The organism is Streptomyces sp. NPDC056987 (assembly GCF_042673865.1).
GTDB lineage: Bacteria > Actinomycetota > Actinomycetes > Streptomycetales > Streptomycetaceae > Streptomyces.
Window position 1 is genome coordinate 16,729 of sequence record NZ_JBHURV010000036.1, and the last position, 13,925, is coordinate 30,653.

Annotated in this window: 14 protein-coding genes; 7 read left to right on the plus strand and 7 right to left on the minus strand. The window is 70.5% G+C overall.

Annotated features, from left to right (window positions below):
* Positions 1 to 23: 23 nt before the first annotated feature.
* Positions 24 to 1,277 carry an ROK family protein gene (locus tag ACFTZC_RS32120; RefSeq protein ID WP_382895687.1) on the minus strand — a complete coding sequence of 418 codons (1,254 nt, stop codon included), beginning with the start codon at positions 1,275 to 1,277 and terminating at the stop codon, positions 24 to 26.
* A gap of 246 nt (positions 1,278 to 1,523) precedes the next feature.
* On the opposite strand from ACFTZC_RS32120, the gene ACFTZC_RS32125 reads away from it, so the two are divergent.
* The 4 genes from ACFTZC_RS32125 to ACFTZC_RS32140 are packed head-to-tail and all read left to right on the plus strand — an operon-like array spanning position 1,524 to position 6,058.
* Positions 1,524 to 2,435, plus strand: a complete 912-nt coding sequence (locus ACFTZC_RS32125) for a carbohydrate ABC transporter permease (RefSeq protein WP_382895805.1) — start codon at positions 1,524 to 1,526, stop codon at positions 2,433 to 2,435.
* Positions 2,436 to 2,475: 40 nt separating this feature from the next.
* Entirely contained in the window at positions 2,476 to 3,417 is a 942-nt protein-coding gene (locus ACFTZC_RS32130; RefSeq protein ID WP_382895807.1) for a carbohydrate ABC transporter permease, read from the plus strand.
* An 11-nt stretch (positions 3,418 to 3,428) separates the two neighbouring features.
* The gene (locus ACFTZC_RS32135) at positions 3,429 to 4,802 is read left to right on the plus strand and encodes an ABC transporter substrate-binding protein (RefSeq protein WP_382895689.1); all 1,374 of its coding nucleotides are present in this window, start codon (positions 3,429 to 3,431) and stop codon (positions 4,800 to 4,802) included.
* A 56-nt stretch (positions 4,803 to 4,858) separates the two neighbouring features.
* Entirely contained in the window at positions 4,859 to 6,058 is a 1,200-nt protein-coding gene (locus ACFTZC_RS32140; RefSeq protein ID WP_382895691.1) for a Gfo/Idh/MocA family protein, read from the plus strand.
* A gap of 78 nt (positions 6,059 to 6,136) precedes the next feature.
* On the opposite strand, the gene ACFTZC_RS32145 is transcribed toward ACFTZC_RS32140, so the two are convergent.
* Positions 6,137 to 6,544: a RidA family protein gene (locus tag ACFTZC_RS32145; RefSeq protein WP_382895809.1), complete on the minus strand. Its 408-nt coding sequence runs from the start codon at positions 6,542 to 6,544 to the stop codon at positions 6,137 to 6,139.
* A 103-nt stretch (positions 6,545 to 6,647) separates the two neighbouring features.
* On the opposite strand from ACFTZC_RS32145, the gene ACFTZC_RS32150 reads away from it, so the two are divergent.
* A complete protein-coding gene (locus ACFTZC_RS32150) occupies positions 6,648 to 7,028 on the plus strand; it encodes a winged helix-turn-helix transcriptional regulator (RefSeq protein WP_382895693.1) in 381 nt (126 codons plus the stop codon).
* Between the two features lie 67 nt (positions 7,029 to 7,095).
* On the opposite strand, the gene ACFTZC_RS32155 is transcribed toward ACFTZC_RS32150, so the two are convergent.
* From ACFTZC_RS32155 to ACFTZC_RS32175, 5 genes are all read right to left on the minus strand, one after another.
* A complete protein-coding gene (locus ACFTZC_RS32155) occupies positions 7,096 to 7,380 on the minus strand; it encodes a hypothetical protein (protein WP_382895695.1) in 285 nt (94 codons plus the stop codon).
* A 137-nt stretch (positions 7,381 to 7,517) separates the two neighbouring features.
* Positions 7,518 to 8,933, minus strand: coding sequence for a PTS ascorbate transporter subunit IIC (locus tag ACFTZC_RS32160; RefSeq protein ID WP_382895697.1), 1,416 nt, complete (start codon positions 8,931 to 8,933; stop codon positions 7,518 to 7,520).
* Between the two features lie 342 nt (positions 8,934 to 9,275).
* Positions 9,276 to 9,560: a PTS sugar transporter subunit IIB gene (locus tag ACFTZC_RS32165; RefSeq protein WP_382895699.1), complete on the minus strand. Its 285-nt coding sequence runs from the start codon at positions 9,558 to 9,560 to the stop codon at positions 9,276 to 9,278.
* Positions 9,557 to 10,021, minus strand: a complete 465-nt coding sequence (locus ACFTZC_RS32170) for a PTS sugar transporter subunit IIA (protein ID WP_382895701.1) — start codon at positions 10,019 to 10,021, stop codon at positions 9,557 to 9,559. Before ACFTZC_RS32170 ends, ACFTZC_RS32165 begins: the two co-directional genes overlap by 4 nt.
* Positions 10,022 to 10,050: 29 nt before the next feature.
* Complete coding sequence (locus ACFTZC_RS32175; RefSeq protein ID WP_382895703.1) at positions 10,051 to 10,779, minus strand: GntR family transcriptional regulator; 729 nt, start codon at positions 10,777 to 10,779, stop codon at positions 10,051 to 10,053.
* Positions 10,780 to 11,017: 238 nt separating this feature from the next.
* On the opposite strand from ACFTZC_RS32175, the gene ACFTZC_RS32180 reads away from it, so the two are divergent.
* Both ACFTZC_RS32180 and ACFTZC_RS32185 read left to right on the plus strand, forming a co-directional pair.
* The gene (locus ACFTZC_RS32180; protein ID WP_382895811.1) at positions 11,018 to 13,090 is read left to right on the plus strand and encodes a transketolase family protein; all 2,073 of its coding nucleotides are present in this window, start codon (positions 11,018 to 11,020) and stop codon (positions 13,088 to 13,090) included.
* Positions 13,087 to 13,755 (plus strand): HAD family hydrolase, encoded by a 669-nt coding sequence (locus tag ACFTZC_RS32185; protein WP_382895705.1) that lies wholly within the window; start codon positions 13,087 to 13,089, stop codon positions 13,753 to 13,755. Before ACFTZC_RS32180 ends, ACFTZC_RS32185 begins: the two co-directional genes overlap by 4 nt.
* Positions 13,756 to 13,925 lie beyond the last annotated feature (170 nt).

A 13,925-nucleotide genomic window follows, 5' to 3' on the forward strand; every position in this document is an offset into this window, starting at 1 on the left:
CCCGCCTTACAGCGGTCGGTCCGTCACTGCGACGTCTTCGGCCGGCCCAGGACCAGGATCTGGATCGCCAGGACCGCCGCGCCCCGGGCCCAGTCGTTGAAGTCGGAGATCTTGGTCTCCAGCGCGACCGGTTCCGCGAGCGGGTGGCGGTTGGCGGCGATCGCCTCGTCGATCGCCGGATTCGCCACCTCGACCAGGCCCACGCCCTCCCCCGCGAGGAGGATCTTCTCCGGCATGGCGAAGTTGGCGATCTGCGCCACCACCGTGCCGAGCGCGCGCGCCGCCTCGTCGATCACGCGGGCCGCCAGGGGGTCCCCCGCGGCGGCGAGGGTGAGGATCTCGTCGTACGTGTGGTCCCGGCCGGTGGCCGCCGCGACCTGGTAGCGGATGCTCGGGATGGAGAGCAGCGAGACGGCGCTGCCGCGGTCGCCGTCCGGGGTGAGGGGGCCCTGCGGGTTGACGATCCAGCGGCGCCCGATGCCCCGGCCGTCGTCGCCGGAGCGGACCAACCGGCCGCCGATGACCAGGCCGTAACCGACCCCGGCGCCGATGGTGAGGACCGCGAAGCGGTCCAGGCCACGCCCCGCGCCGAACCACGCCTCGGACTCGACCAGCGCCGCCACGTCGTTCTCGACGACGACGGGCAGGTCCGTGCGCTGTTCGAGGAGGTCGGCGAAGGGGGCGCCCTCCCAGCCGAGGAAGGGGGACGTGACCACGCGATCGGGTCCGATGACATGGCCGCCGATGCCGACGCCGATCCCGGCCAGACGCGGGAACTCCACCGCGAAGTCCGTGGTCATCGTGTGCAGGAGGTCGGCCACGTCCACCGGCTCGCGGGTACGGAGGGAACGGGAGCGGGCGGCGACGACATCGCTCCTGAGGTTGGTCACCACCCCGTAGACCGTGTCCTCGGTGATCTTGAATCCGGCGAAGAAGCGGGAGTCCGCGACGACGTCCAGCGGCTGGGAGGGGCGGCCCTGCCGCGCGGCGGGGGAGGGAGAGAGGGGATCGGGAGGAGAAGGGGGAGAGGGGGGAGGAGAGAACGCCGGGGGCGGGGGCGGGTCCTCCACCAGCAGGCCCGACTCGATCAGCGGCTTGGTGAGCCGGGTGAGGCTGCCCGCCGACAGGTTCAGCTTCCTGGCGATCTCGCTGCGCGACACCGGTCCGTGCGTCAGCACCTCGATCGCCACCGCGCGCTCGGCGGGGCTCAGCGGTGCCCAACTGGCCGCAAGCATGCCCGTGTTCCCCTTGTTCCAGTCGCTCCCGGTGGAGTCCATGACGGTGCTCCCGCTTCATCGTAGCCAGGACCAGCACCCTCACTTTATTTCACCACGGAAGAAACAGAACCCCCGCACCGAAACTTCCGAGCCCGGGACCCGCAACTGCACACCCCTTGACGCGGTGATTCTTTCAGTACGAAAGTAACCCCCACCTCCGAGGACGAGTCATGGACAAGGGAGTCTCTGATGACTGTCGCCTCACACGGCGCGCCATCGGGCCGCGCGGCGCCCGGCACCAAGGTGATGCCGAAGACCGCGCAGACCAGGAACACCGAGGGCGGCGGGCGCCGGGACGGGCTCCTCGCGGCGGTCTTCATCGCCCCCGCCCTGCTCGGCTTCCTGGTCTTCCTGCTCTGGCCCACCCTGCGCGGCATCTACCTGAGCTTCACCCGCTACAACCTGCTGACGCCCGCCGAGTGGGCGGGCCTGGACAACTACCGCCGGATGATCGACGACCCCATCTTCTGGGGATCCCTGCGCGTCACCCTTGAGTACGTCTTCATCAACATCGGCGTCCAGACGGTCGCCGCCCTCTGCATCGCCGTCCTGATGCAGCGGCTGACCAATTCCTCCCTCCTGCGCTCCGTCGTCCTCACCCCGTACCTGGTCTCCAATGTCGTCGCCGGCGTCGTCTTCCTCTGGATCCTCGACACCCAGACCGGCATCGGCAACGAGATCCTGGGGGCGCTCGGCTTCGACCGCATCGCCTTCCTCGCGAGCCAGGAATGGGTCATCCCGAGCGTCGCGCTGATCAACGTGTGGCGCCACGTCGGCTACACGGCCCTGCTGCTCTTCGCCGGGCTCCAGGCCATCCCCGGCGATGTGTTCGAGGCCGCGCGGGTGGACGGCGCCGGTGAGGTGCGGATGTTCTGGCGGATCTCGCTGCCGCTGCTGCGGCCGGTCCTCGCGGTGGTCCTGATCATGACGGTCATCGGCTCGTTCCAGGTCTTCGACACCGTGGCGGTGGCCACGACCGGCCCCGGCGGCCCCGCCAACGCCAGCAATGTCCTCCAGCTCTACATCTACGACTCGGCGTTCGGGCGCTTCCAGTTCGGCTACGCGTCCGCCATGTCCGTGGCGCTGCTGGCCGTCCTCAGCGTGATCACGATCATCCAGTACCGGGTCACCCGGGCCGGCGAGACGGACCTCGGCTGATGCGCCCGCCCCCGTACGAAGGAGTTGTGCCGTGGCTGTCCTGACGCCCGCGCCGTCCGACGCCCCCGCGCCCGCACCCGCACCCCGGTCCGCGACGCCGGTACGCCGTCGGCCCTCGCCCGGCCGGATCGCCGCCTGGGCGGTGATGGTCGCGGTCGTGCTCATCACCGTGCTGCCCTTCTACTGGATCGCGCGTACGGCCCTCTCCTCGAACTCCGCGCTCACCACCGACCCGGCCGACCCGCTTCCCGTGGACTTCAGCTGGGGCGGATTCGAGCGGGTCCTCGGGTTGCAGAGCACGGAGGAGGCGCTCGCCCAGGGCGGTTCCGGCGGCTCCCTGAACTTCTGGCGCTACCTGGTCAACTCCACCTTCGTGGCCACGCTCGTGACGGTCTGTCAGCTGATGTTCTCCGCCATGGCCGCCTACGCCTTCGCCCGGCTGCGCTGGCGCGGCCGGGACCGGGTCTTCGGGCTCTTCCTCGCCGGGCTGATGGTGCCGTCCATCTTCACGCTCCTGCCGAACTTCGTCCTGGTGAAGGAACTCGGCCTGGTGGACACCCTCCTCGGGATCGCCCTGCCGACGATGTTCATGACGCCGTTCGCGGTCTTCTTCCTGCGGCAGTTCTTCATGAACCTGCCCCGGGAGCTGGAGGAGGCCGCGCTGCTGGACGGCGCGGGGAAGGTACGGATCTTCTTCCGGCTCGCCCTGCCCATGGCGTCCGCGCCCATGGCCACCCTGGGCGTCCTCACGTACATCACGGCGTGGAACGACTACTTCTGGCCGCTGATGGTCTCGTACAGCGACAGCTCGCGCGTCCTGACCGTGGCCCTGTCGGTCTTCCGGTCGCAGACCCCGCAGACGGGCACGGACTGGGCCGGGCTGATGGCCGCGACGCTGGTCGCCGCGCTGCCGATGCTCGTGCTCTTCGGCGCCTTCGCGCGGCGGATCGTCAACTCCATCGGCTTCAGCGGACTCAAGTGAGGCGGTACCAAGTGACCAGTTCACGCAGGCTGTCCCGGAGGTCGGCGGCCCTCGTCGGTGCCGTGTCCCTCTCGCTCCTCGCCGCCGGGTGCGGCGCGCAGGACTCGTCGTCCTCCGCCGCCTCGCGCGACACCGTCTCGTACTGGCTCTGGGACTCCAACCAGCTCCCCGGATACGAGGCGTGCGCCAAGGGGTTCGAGAAGGAGAACCCGGGCGTCCGGGTCGACCTCTCCCAGATCGGCTGGGACGACTACTGGACCAAGCTCACCGCGAGCATGATCGCGGGTACCGAGCCGGACGTCTTCACCGACCACATCACCAAGTTCGCGCAATTCGTCGACCTGGACGTGCTCGCACCGCTCGACGAACTGCCCGCCACCCGGGGCATCGAGGACTCCGACTACCAGCCCGGCCTCGGCGCCTCCTGGGTCGGCCAGGACGGCCACCGCTACGGCGCGCCCAAGGACTGGGACACCATCGCGATGTTCTACGACAAGAAGAAGACCGACGCCGCGGGCATCTCCGCGGAGACCCTCAACTCCCTCGACTGGAACCCCGTCGACGGCGGCACCTTCGAGAAGACCGTCGCCCGCCTCACCGTCGACGCCAAGGGCCGGCGCGGCGACGAGCCCGGCTTCGACCGGAACAACGTCAGGACGTACGGGCTGGCCAGCAACGACGCGGGCGAGGGCGACGGCCAGACGCAGTGGAGCGCCTTCGCCGCCTCGGCGGGGTGGAGCTACACCGACAAGAAGGCGTGGGGAACGCACTACAACTACGACGACAAGGCCTTCCAGTCCACGATCGACTGGTACTTCGGCCTCGCGAAGAAGGGGTACCTCGCCCCGTACACCGTCTTCTCCCAGTCCAACCAGGCCGATGTGCAGCTCGGTTCGGGCAAGGCGGCGATCGCGCTGCACGGCTCCTGGATGACCAAGACCATCTACGGCTTCAAGGGCATCGACGCGCGCACCGCCCTGACCCCCGTCGGCCCCTCCGGCAAGCGCGCCACGATGCAGAACGGCCTCGCCGACTCCCTCACCCAGCGCGGCGCGGAGAAGCCCGCCGCCCAGAAGTGGGTGGCGTATCTCGCCTCCGACGCCTGCCAGACGGTGATCGGGCAGCAGGGCGGCGTCTTCCCGGCCACCAAGGCGGGCACGGACGCGGCGATCGCGGCCTACCGGAAGGAGGGCATCGACGTCACGGCCTTCACGCGGCCGGTCGCGGACGGGACGACGTTCTCGTTCCCCATCACCAACTACGCGGCGGACGTGGCCGGGCTCATGCGCCCCGCCATGCAGAACGTGTACGCCAACGGCGCGCCGGTGGGCAGCCTCACCACGACCAACCGGCAGATCAACCTCATCCTCTCGCAGGGCGGCTGAGACACGGTCCCGGCCACCGGCCCTCTCGACGCAACAACAACCATGAAAGGTGTGTCATGTCCTTCTCCCTCGGCATTGTGGGCGCCGGCCAGTTCGCGGGGCAGTTCGCGAAGCTCTGGCGCCTCCACCCCGGCGTCGGCGACATCTTCGCGACCGACCTGCTCCCCGAGCGGGCCGAGAAGCTGGTCTCCGAGTACGACCTCGCCGGCACCCTGCCGTCCTTCGACGCCCTGCTCGACTCGGACGTCGACGCGGTGGCGATCTTCACCCAGCGCTGGACGCACGGCCCGCTCGTCGTCCGGGCGCTGCGCGCCGGGAAGCATGTGTACTCGGCGGTGCCGATGGCCGTCTCCGAGGAGGAGATCGCCGCGATCATCGAGGCCGTACGGGAGACCGGCCTGACGTACATGATGGGCGAGACCAGCCAGTACAACCCGGCCACCGTGTACGCCCGTGACCAGGTCGCGGACGGCGCCTTCGGCCGGATCTTCCACGCCGAGGGCGACTACGTCCACGACATGGACCTGGGCTTCTACGAGGCGTACCGGTACAGCGGCGGCGAGGAGTGGAAGTCGACCGCCAGCTACCCGCCCCTCCTCTACCCGACCCACTCGGTGGGCGGGGTGCTCGGCGCCTGGCGGACGCACGCGGTGAGCGTCTCGGCGATCGGGGTCAGGGACGAGCGGGGGGACGGGGTCTTCGACAAGGACGTCAGCCAGTTCGACAACGACTTCTCCAACGCGACGGCGCTGTTCGAGGTCGCGGGCGGCGGTTCCTTCCGTATCAACGAGTTCCGGCGCGTGGGCTACCCGTCGCACATCCGGGAGTCGCGCTTCCGGTTCTTCGGTACGGAGGGGAGCCTGGAGCAGCTCGCCACGGTCAGCCTGTGGCAGGACAAGGAGGGCGTCCAGGACGTCACGGACCACCTCCGGCCCAAGCCGACCCTCTCCCCCGACGACCCGTCGCTCGAACATGTCGCACCCGCGCTGCGGGACGCCTTCACGTCGGGCTCGGCGCCGGTGCACGACCGGTCCCGGCTGCCGGAGGAGTTCAGCAATGTCTCCAACGGCCATGAGGGAAGCCACCACTTCCTCGCGGACGACTTCGTGACCGCCGTCAGCACGGGCACCCTGCCGCCGGTCAACGCGTGGGTCGCGGCACGCTACACACTGCCGGGGATCGTCGCGCACGCGTCGGCGCTGAAGGGCGGGGAACGGCTCCCGATCCCCGACTTCGGGGACGCGCCCGAGCGGTAGGAGCCGCACGGGCAAGAAGATCGCGTACGGGGATCGCGTACGAGGTGAGCCGGCCGGGACGGGCCGGCTCACGCCCGCTCAGTCGAGGACCGCGGTGGCTTCGACCTCGACCAGGAGATCGGGTGCGGCCAGGGCGGCGACCCCGATCCCGGTGAGCGGCGGGACCGGGGTGACCCCCAGCTTCGCCGCCGCCCGGGCGATCCCCGCCTCGACCAGGGGCATCTTGTCCGGGGTCCAGTCGACGAGGTAGACGGTCAGCTTCGCCACGTCGCCGAAGGAGGCACCGGCCCCGGCCAGCGCGGTGCCGACGTTGAGGTAGCACTGCTCGACCTGCGCGGTGAGGTCGCCCACGCCGACGGTGGCCCCGTCGGCGCCCCAGGCGACCTGCCCGGCGACGAAGACCAGCCTCGATCCGGTCGCGACCGACACCTGACGGTAGAGGTCGACCTTCGGCAGTCCGTCGGGGTTCACCAGGGTGATGGTCATGCTGCTCACTCGCCTCTTCTGTGGTCTCTTGTGGTTACTCGGGAACCATAGGAGAGTGAGTGCTGACATGGAAGAACGCACTTTTCGGTGACTGGGGAACCAGATGGTGACCAAGCAGTACAGCGGCTCTCCCGACGAGGCCGACCTCAGGCGCGCGGACTCTCTGGCGCGGGAGATCTTCTCCGACATCGCCAACAAGTGGGCGCTCCTGATCATCGAGACCCTCGGTGAGCGCACCCTGCGCTTCAGCGAGCTGCGCGACGAGGTGGAGGGCATCAGCCACAAGATGCTCACCCAGAACCTGCGCCTGCTGGAGCGCAACGGCCTGGTCGTACGGACGGTGCACCCCACGGTGCCGCCGCGGGTCGAGTACACCCTCACCGAGCCGGGCCGGGCCCTGCGGTCCACCGTCGACGCCATGTGCGACTGGACCCACCGGTACTTCACCCACATCGAGGCGTCCCGCAGCGGCTTCGACGCCTGAGACGCCGTCCGGCGCCGTGTGGCGCCGTGCGGTGCCGTGCGGTGCCGTGCGAAAACTCCCGGACGGCTCAGCCCGCGGGCTCCCGCTCCTCGGACGTCGCCGCCCGGACCCGCGCCAGCCGGTCCGCGAGCGCGCGCAGCCCGTCGAGGCGGTGGGCGTCGTACGCGAGCGAGAGACAGGGCCCCCTGCGCGGAATGATCGTCACGCGCGGCCGCGCCCCGGCGCTGAACTGCAGCCGGGGCTCCTGCCAGATGTGATAGCGGTGGGTCCCGGAGAGACCGAAGACCTCCAGCACACTGCCGTCGAAGACGAGCAAGGCGTTGTCATTCGCTTGCGCTTCGTACCAGAGCATGCACGGGAGGCTAGACGAACGGCGGCCGAGCCCGGCAAGCGGGTCCGCCCCTCCCGGGATTCCCGGGAGGGGCGGACGCGGTCGGGAGCCGGGCAGAGCCACCGACACCGGGATCAACCCACCGATCGACCCACCGATCAGCTCACCGGCTGCCGCACCGCCTCCGCGTCCCCGTCCGCGTCCGTCGCGGGCTCGGCCGCGGCCTTCGCGGCCTCGCGGCGGGTGGCGAGCGCGCTGCCGACGAAGACCGCCACCAGCGAGGCGAGGATCAGCACGATCACCGCGGCGTGGCCGAACCGTACGGCGCTGCCGAGCAGGAAGCCGGAGACACCGAAGTCCGCGTCGGAGAAGGTGGAGTTGGCCAGGCCGACATCGCCCAGGAAGGGCAGGACGAGCAGCGGCAGGAAGGTGATCATCAGCCCGTTGGTCATGGCGCCGAGCACCGCGCCGCGCCGGCCGCCGGTCGCGTTGCCGATGACGCCGGAGGCGGCGCCCGTCATGAAGTGCGCGACGATGCCGGGGATGATGATCGTGCCGCCGACCGCGACGAGCACGCCCATGCCGATCAGGCCGCCGGCGAAGCTGGCGAGGAAGCCGATGAGCACGGCGTTCGGGGCGAAGGTGAAGACGATCGGGACGTCGAGCGCGGGCTTGGCGTTGGGGACCAGCTTCTCGGAGATGCCCTTGAACGCGGGGATGATCTCGGCGAGTACGACCCGGACACCGGCCAGGATGATGAAGACACCGGCGGAGAACTTCCCGGCCTGCATGACCGCCCAGAGCAGGAACCACTGACCGCCGCTCAGCTTGTCCTCGACGTAACCGGCGCCCGCGATCAGCGTCACGAGCAGGTAGATGACGCCCATCGACACGGCGATGACGACGGTGGTGTCCCGCAGGAAGCCGAGGTTCTTGGGGATCTTCAGGTCCTCGGTGGACTTCTTGGTGTCGCCGAGGAGCTTGCCGACCAGGCCGCTGGTGGCGATGCCGAAGTTACCGGTGTGGCCGAGGGCCACGTTGTCCTGCTTGGTGACGCGCCGCATCCACGGCTGCACCAGCGCGGGCGAGAGGGTGGTGACCAGGCCCTGGGCGAGGGCGCCCCAGAGCACGGCCTGCCAGGCGCTGAAGCCGTTGGCGATGAGGATCACGGCGATCATCGCGGAGAGGTAGAGCGCGACATGGCCGGACATGTAGATGAACTTGAACCGGGTGAAGCGCGCCAGCAGGACGTTGACGACCATGCCGAAGAAGAAGATCAGGGCGGCCTGCGAGCCGTAGTCGGTGAGGACCTTGCCGACGATCGCCTCGTTGTTCGGTACGACGCCCTGGACGCCGAAGGCGTGCGTGAACATCTCGCCGAAGGGGGTGAGGGCGTCCGAGACGACGCCCGCGCCCGCGGCCAGCACCAGGAATCCGACGAACGCCTTGATCGTGCCCTTGAGGGTGTCGGAGAGGGACTTGCGCTGGAGTACGAGCCCCAGCAGAGCGATCAGTCCGATGATGACGGATGGCTCACGGAATATGTCGAGCAGGGTGTTCAGAACGCTGTTCATGGCGGAAACGCCTCTCCACGGGCACGGCGGAGCCGTGATCGGTGTGGTGGGTCACTGTGATCGCTGCGGTGGTCCACGAGGGGGGTGGCTCACAACGGGGCAGGACGTCGGCGGTGGGTCTCCGCTGCACCGGACGCATGGCACATGGCGCACGGGCGCATGGCGCATGGTCCGGTCGAGGACGTTCCTGGGACGGTGGTGCGGTACGGGTGGGTGGTGCGGGTCGGTGCGGCGGGGGCCGGCGGTGTGCCGCGCGGGCCACGCCGACCGGAACGCGGAAGAAGCGGAAGGAGCGGTCCTACGGATGCTCAGGTCGGCCCGCTGCTCGGAGCGGCCCGTTGCTCAGAGCAGCCCGTGCCGCCCGGCCGCGGACTTGACCGCGTCGCGCAGCTCGTCCTTGTCGATGATGCTGTTGAGCACCACGACATCGCCGAGCCCCTGCGCGGCCTCCTCCAGATCCTTGGCGACGAAGAACACATCGGCGCTCTCAGGACCGGCCGAGCTGATGTCGGTGTGTTCCACCGTGACATCCGGGAGCTGGAGCTCCCGCACGATGTCCTCGATGTTCATCCGCACCATGAAACTGCTGCCGAGCCCGGTGCTGCACATGGCCAGGAACTTCGTCATTTCGAAGCACGCTCCTCGAATCGAGTGATCAGCTGGGTGACGTCGGCGGCGGAGCGCGCGTCGCGCAGCGCTTCGCGGGTCTCCGTGTCCGACAGGATGCGGGCCAGTGACGCCATGGCCTGGGTGTGCGCGGCGGTGTCGGCCGCCGCGAAGCAGAAGTAGAGGTCGACCGCGTGCTCGGGCAGGTCCAGCAGCGGCGCGGGCCGCTCGGTGAGCCGCAGCATCGAGATCGCGGTCCGTACGGCACCGGCCTCGGGGCGGGCGTGGGCCAGGGCGATCCCGTACCCGAGGTGGATGTACGTACCGCCCGCGGCGATCGATTCGATCATGGCGTCGACGTAGCCGGGGGTGATGTCACCGGCGTCGAGAAGGGGTTGGGCGACCTGGGCGACGGCCTGACGCCAGTCCAGGATCTCATTGGAGAAACGTATCTTCTCCTCGGTCAGCAGTTCGCTGAGCATGTGCGGCTCACTCCGTACGGTTACGTTGGCTACTCGGCGTCGGCGATGATGTCGAAGGACAGCTCCGCCGTCTCCGGCAGGAACTTCGACGTCCCGTGGATCACGGGTTTCCGGTTGAGATCGAACACCCGCGAGGTCGCGAGCAGCAGGGGCGACCTCGCCTCGACCCCCAGCAGTTCCGCCTCACGCCGGTCGCACGTGTGCAGCCCGACGACGATCTCGTTCCGCGCGAGCAGCACGTCGTGGTGCGCCCGCAGGTACGCGTAGAGCGAGGTGGTGGCGAAGTCCGCGGTCAGGACGTCCGCGAACCGCTCCTCCTCCACGTACGACTCCGCGAGGTGGTGCACCACACCGTTGACCCGGCGCAGCCGCTCCAGCCGTACGACCGACGCGGCCGGGCTGATGTCCAGCGCGGCGCCGAGGCGCGCGCCCGCCCGCATCCGCTTCTGGACGAGCACCTCGGAGGTGACGGTGTGGCCCTGCCGGCTCATCTGGGTGAAGAAGCCGGTGACCTCGCTGACGAACCGCTCGCGGTGCTTCAGCGCGTACCGCGGCCGGGTGACGAAGGTGCCCCGGCCGTGTTCACGGATGAGGTGTCCGTCATTGACCAACTCCTCGACCGCGCGACGCAGTGTGATGCGGCTCACCGCGTACTCCTCGCAGAGCGCGGCCTCCGGAGGAAGCTGCCCGCCCACGGGGAGACCGCTCACCCGGCGCAGCAGGTGATCCCGCACCTGTGCGTACTTGTGCTCGGCCATGCGTGGTCTCCTCGTCGAGTCCCTGCGTCATCAAGACGTCATAATGACCAGAACCCCAGAAGACGTCAATAGGCAATTTTCGCGTTACCCGCGGAATGCCTGACCTGAGGCTTTATCAGCTCAGGGGGAGGTCTTCGGCGGTGGGTTACGTTGTCCGAAGTCATCATGACGACATGATCTCCAAGGAGCTGCCGTGACCGCCCTCCCCACCGCCTCTTCTCCTTCCACTCCCACGCCCATCTCCCCCGCCTCCGTCCCGGTCCCCGTCTTCGGAGAGGCCGACCGGCGGGCGGTGGCCGTGGCGCGCGCCCTCGCGATGGACGCCGTGGAGGCCGCCGGATCGGGGCATCCGGGCACCGCGCTCGCCCTCGCGCCCGTCGCGCATCTGCTGTTCCAGCGGCACATACGCCACGACCCGGCGGACGCCGCGTGGGAGGGCCGCGACCGGTTCGTCCTGTCCTGCGGGCACGCCAGCATCCTTCAGTACACGCAGCTCCATCTCACCGGTTACGGACTGGAGTTGGCCGACCTCCGGCGCTTCCGCCAACTCGGCTCGCTGACCCCGGGGCACCCCGAACTCGGCCACACCACCGGCGTCGAGATGACGACGGGACCGCTCGGCCAGGGCGTCGCCACCGCCGTGGGCATGGCGATGGCGCTCAAGCGCGACGAGTCCCGGCTGGCCGACGGGATCCCGGACCGCACGGTCTGGGTCCTGTGCTCGGACGGCGATCTCCAGGAGGGCATCTCCTACGAGGCGGGCGCGCTCGCCGGCCGGCACCGCCTGGACAACCTGGTCGTCGTCTGGGACGACAACAGCATCCAGATCGAGGGTTCCACCGACCTGACGACCCGTGAGGACACGGCGGCGCGCTTCGCCGCGCAGGGCTGGTTCGTCCAGCGGGTGGGGCTCGGCGCGGACGGTGACATCGACACCGCCGCCCTCGACGCCGCGCTCACCGCCGCCTCCACCGGCGAGGAGCACGGCGGCCGGCCCAGCCTCATCGTGCTGAAGTCGCAGATCGCCTGGCCCGCGCCGAACGCCGTCAACACCCCCGCCGCGCACGGCGCTCCGCTCGGCGCGGCCGAAGTCGCCGCGACCAAGGCGCTGTTGGGTGTGGCGGCGGAGCCGTTCACCGTCCCGGCGGACGTCCTGGAACACACCAGGGGCGCCCTCGCCCGGGGGGCCGCGCTGCACCGCGCCTGGGACAAGGCGCTGGAGCAGTGGGCCCTGGCCCAGCCCGAACGCGCCGCCGCCCGCGCCCACGCGATCCGCCCGCTCGACCCGGCCGAGACCGCCGACGCGCTGCCCGCGTTCACGCCCGGCTCCGTGATCGCGCCGCGCGACGCGTCGGGCACCGTCATCCAGGCGCTGGCGGAGCGCCTGCCGCGGCTCTGGGGCGGCAGCGCCGACCTGAGCCACTCGAACTGTACGACGATCAAGGCCGGCGGCTCCTTCCTCCCCGCGGGCGAGGAGAGTCTGCCCGGTACCTCCGGTCTCGCCGGGCGCAACATCCACTGGGGTGTACGGGAGCACGCGATGGCCGCCGCGCTGAACGGCATCGCCGTCGTCGGCTACGACACCCCGTTCGCGGGCACCTTCCTGACCTTCTCGGACTACGAACGCCCCTCGCTGCGCCTCGCCGCCCTGATGCGGCTGCCGGTCGTCCACGTCTGGTCGCACGACTCCGTGGCGCTCGGCGCCGACGGCCCCACCCACCAGCCGGTCGAACACCTCGCCTCGCTGCGCGCCATGCCCGGCCTCTCCGTGGTCCGCCCGGCCGACGCCACGGAGACCGCGGCCGCCTGGCTCGCCGCGCTCGGCCGCCGGGGCCCGGTCGGCCTCGTCCTGGCCCGCCAGGGCCTGCCGGTGCTGGACACGGACCCGGCCGCCGTACGGGAGGGCGTGGCGCGCGGCGCGTACGTGGTGGCCGACGCGCCCGGCGCCCCGGACGTCCTGCTGCTGGCGAGCGGCAGCGAGGTCGCGCTCGCGCTGGCGGCCCGGGAGGAACTGGCCGGCCGGGGGATCGCCGCCCGCGTGGTCTCCGTACCGTGCAAGGACTGGTTCGCCGAACAGGACGCCACGTACCGCGACACGGTCCTGCCGCCCGCCGTCCGCGCCCGGGTGGTGGTCGAGGCGGCGACGGTCTTCGGCTGGCACGACCTGATCGGGGACGCCGGGCGGGCCGTCACCGTCGACGGGTTCGGCACCTCGGCGTCGGCGTCGGACGCCATGACGGCGATGGGCATGACCCGGGACGCGGTCGTCGCGGCGGCCCTCGACTCGCTCGGCGCGGCGGGGTCCCGTTGATCCCCGCGCGGGACACCGGCCTCGTCGTCTTCGACTGCGACGGCGTCCTCGTCGACACCGAGCGCATCGGCCCCGAGATCGTCGCCGAACTGGCCACGGAGGCCGGGTGGCCGCTCACCCCCGACGAGGTGCGCGAACGCTTTCTGGGCCGCCCCGAGCCGTACCTCCACGAACAGGTACGGGCCCACGCCCGCGCTCCCCTGGGCCCGGAGTGGCTGGACCTCTACCGCGCCCGTGTCCGTGACGCGTTCACGGCCCGCCCGTTCACCATGCCCGGCGTGCGGGAGCTGCTGGACGCGCTCGACGCCCGGCAACTCCCGTACTGCGTCGCGTCGAGCGGCGGCCACGACCGCATCGAGCACTCGCTCACGGTCACGGGCCTGTGGAATCGTTTCGCCGGCCGCGTCTTCAGCGCCGAGGACGTCCCCCGCGGCAAACCCGCCCCGGACCTCTTCCTCCACGCGGCCCACACCCTGGCCGTCCCCCCGGCCGCCTGCCTGGTCGTCGAGGACAGCCCGGCCGGCGTCACCGCGGCCCTGGCAGCGGGCATGCCGGTCATCGGTTACGCGGGCGGCCCCACCCCGCGCGAGGCCCTGGCCCATGCGAGCCACGGGGTGATCGACGACCTCCGGGTGCTGGTGGAGGAGGGACCGAACGGCCTGTAGGCCCGCCGGGCCGGCGCCCCGGCAGATGTCGGCTTCACTGCCCCGGCCCGCGGACGGAAGCCTTGACGCACCCTTGCGGAATCCTTGCTAGAAAGGCGGAGGCCGGTTCCGGTCATCTCAAGTCGTCGACAGACCGGGAGCGGGCGTGACAGGGCACGGGATACCCGACG

What these genes read in the sequence shown, in the direction of transcription:
- ACFTZC_RS32140 (WP_382895691.1), top strand. Translation starts at nt 4,859, where the DNA reads ATGTCCTTCTCCCTCGGCATTGTGGGCGCCGGCCAGTTCGCGGGGCAG.
- ACFTZC_RS32160 (WP_382895697.1), bottom strand. Translation starts at nt 8,933, where the DNA reads ATGAACAGCGTTCTGAACACCCTGCTCGACATATTCCGTGAGCCATCC.
- ACFTZC_RS32155 (WP_382895695.1), bottom strand. Translation starts at nt 7,380, where the DNA reads ATGCTCTGGTACGAAGCGCAAGCGAATGACAACGCCTTGCTCGTCTTC.
- ACFTZC_RS32145 (WP_382895809.1), bottom strand. Translation starts at nt 6,544, where the DNA reads ATGACCATCACCCTGGTGAACCCCGACGGACTGCCGAAGGTCGACCTC.
- ACFTZC_RS32120 (WP_382895687.1), bottom strand. Translation starts at nt 1,277, where the DNA reads ATGGACTCCACCGGGAGCGACTGGAACAAGGGGAACACGGGCATGCTT.
- ACFTZC_RS32175 (WP_382895703.1), bottom strand. Translation starts at nt 10,779, where the DNA reads ATGGCCGAGCACAAGTACGCACAGGTGCGGGATCACCTGCTGCGCCGG.
- ACFTZC_RS32165 (WP_382895699.1), bottom strand. Translation starts at nt 9,560, where the DNA reads ATGACGAAGTTCCTGGCCATGTGCAGCACCGGGCTCGGCAGCAGTTTC.
- ACFTZC_RS32170 (WP_382895701.1), bottom strand. Translation starts at nt 10,021, where the DNA reads ATGCTCAGCGAACTGCTGACCGAGGAGAAGATACGTTTCTCCAATGAG.
- ACFTZC_RS32150 (WP_382895693.1), top strand. Translation starts at nt 6,648, where the DNA reads ATGGTGACCAAGCAGTACAGCGGCTCTCCCGACGAGGCCGACCTCAGG.
- ACFTZC_RS32125 (WP_382895805.1), top strand. Translation starts at nt 1,524, where the DNA reads ATGCCGAAGACCGCGCAGACCAGGAACACCGAGGGCGGCGGGCGCCGG.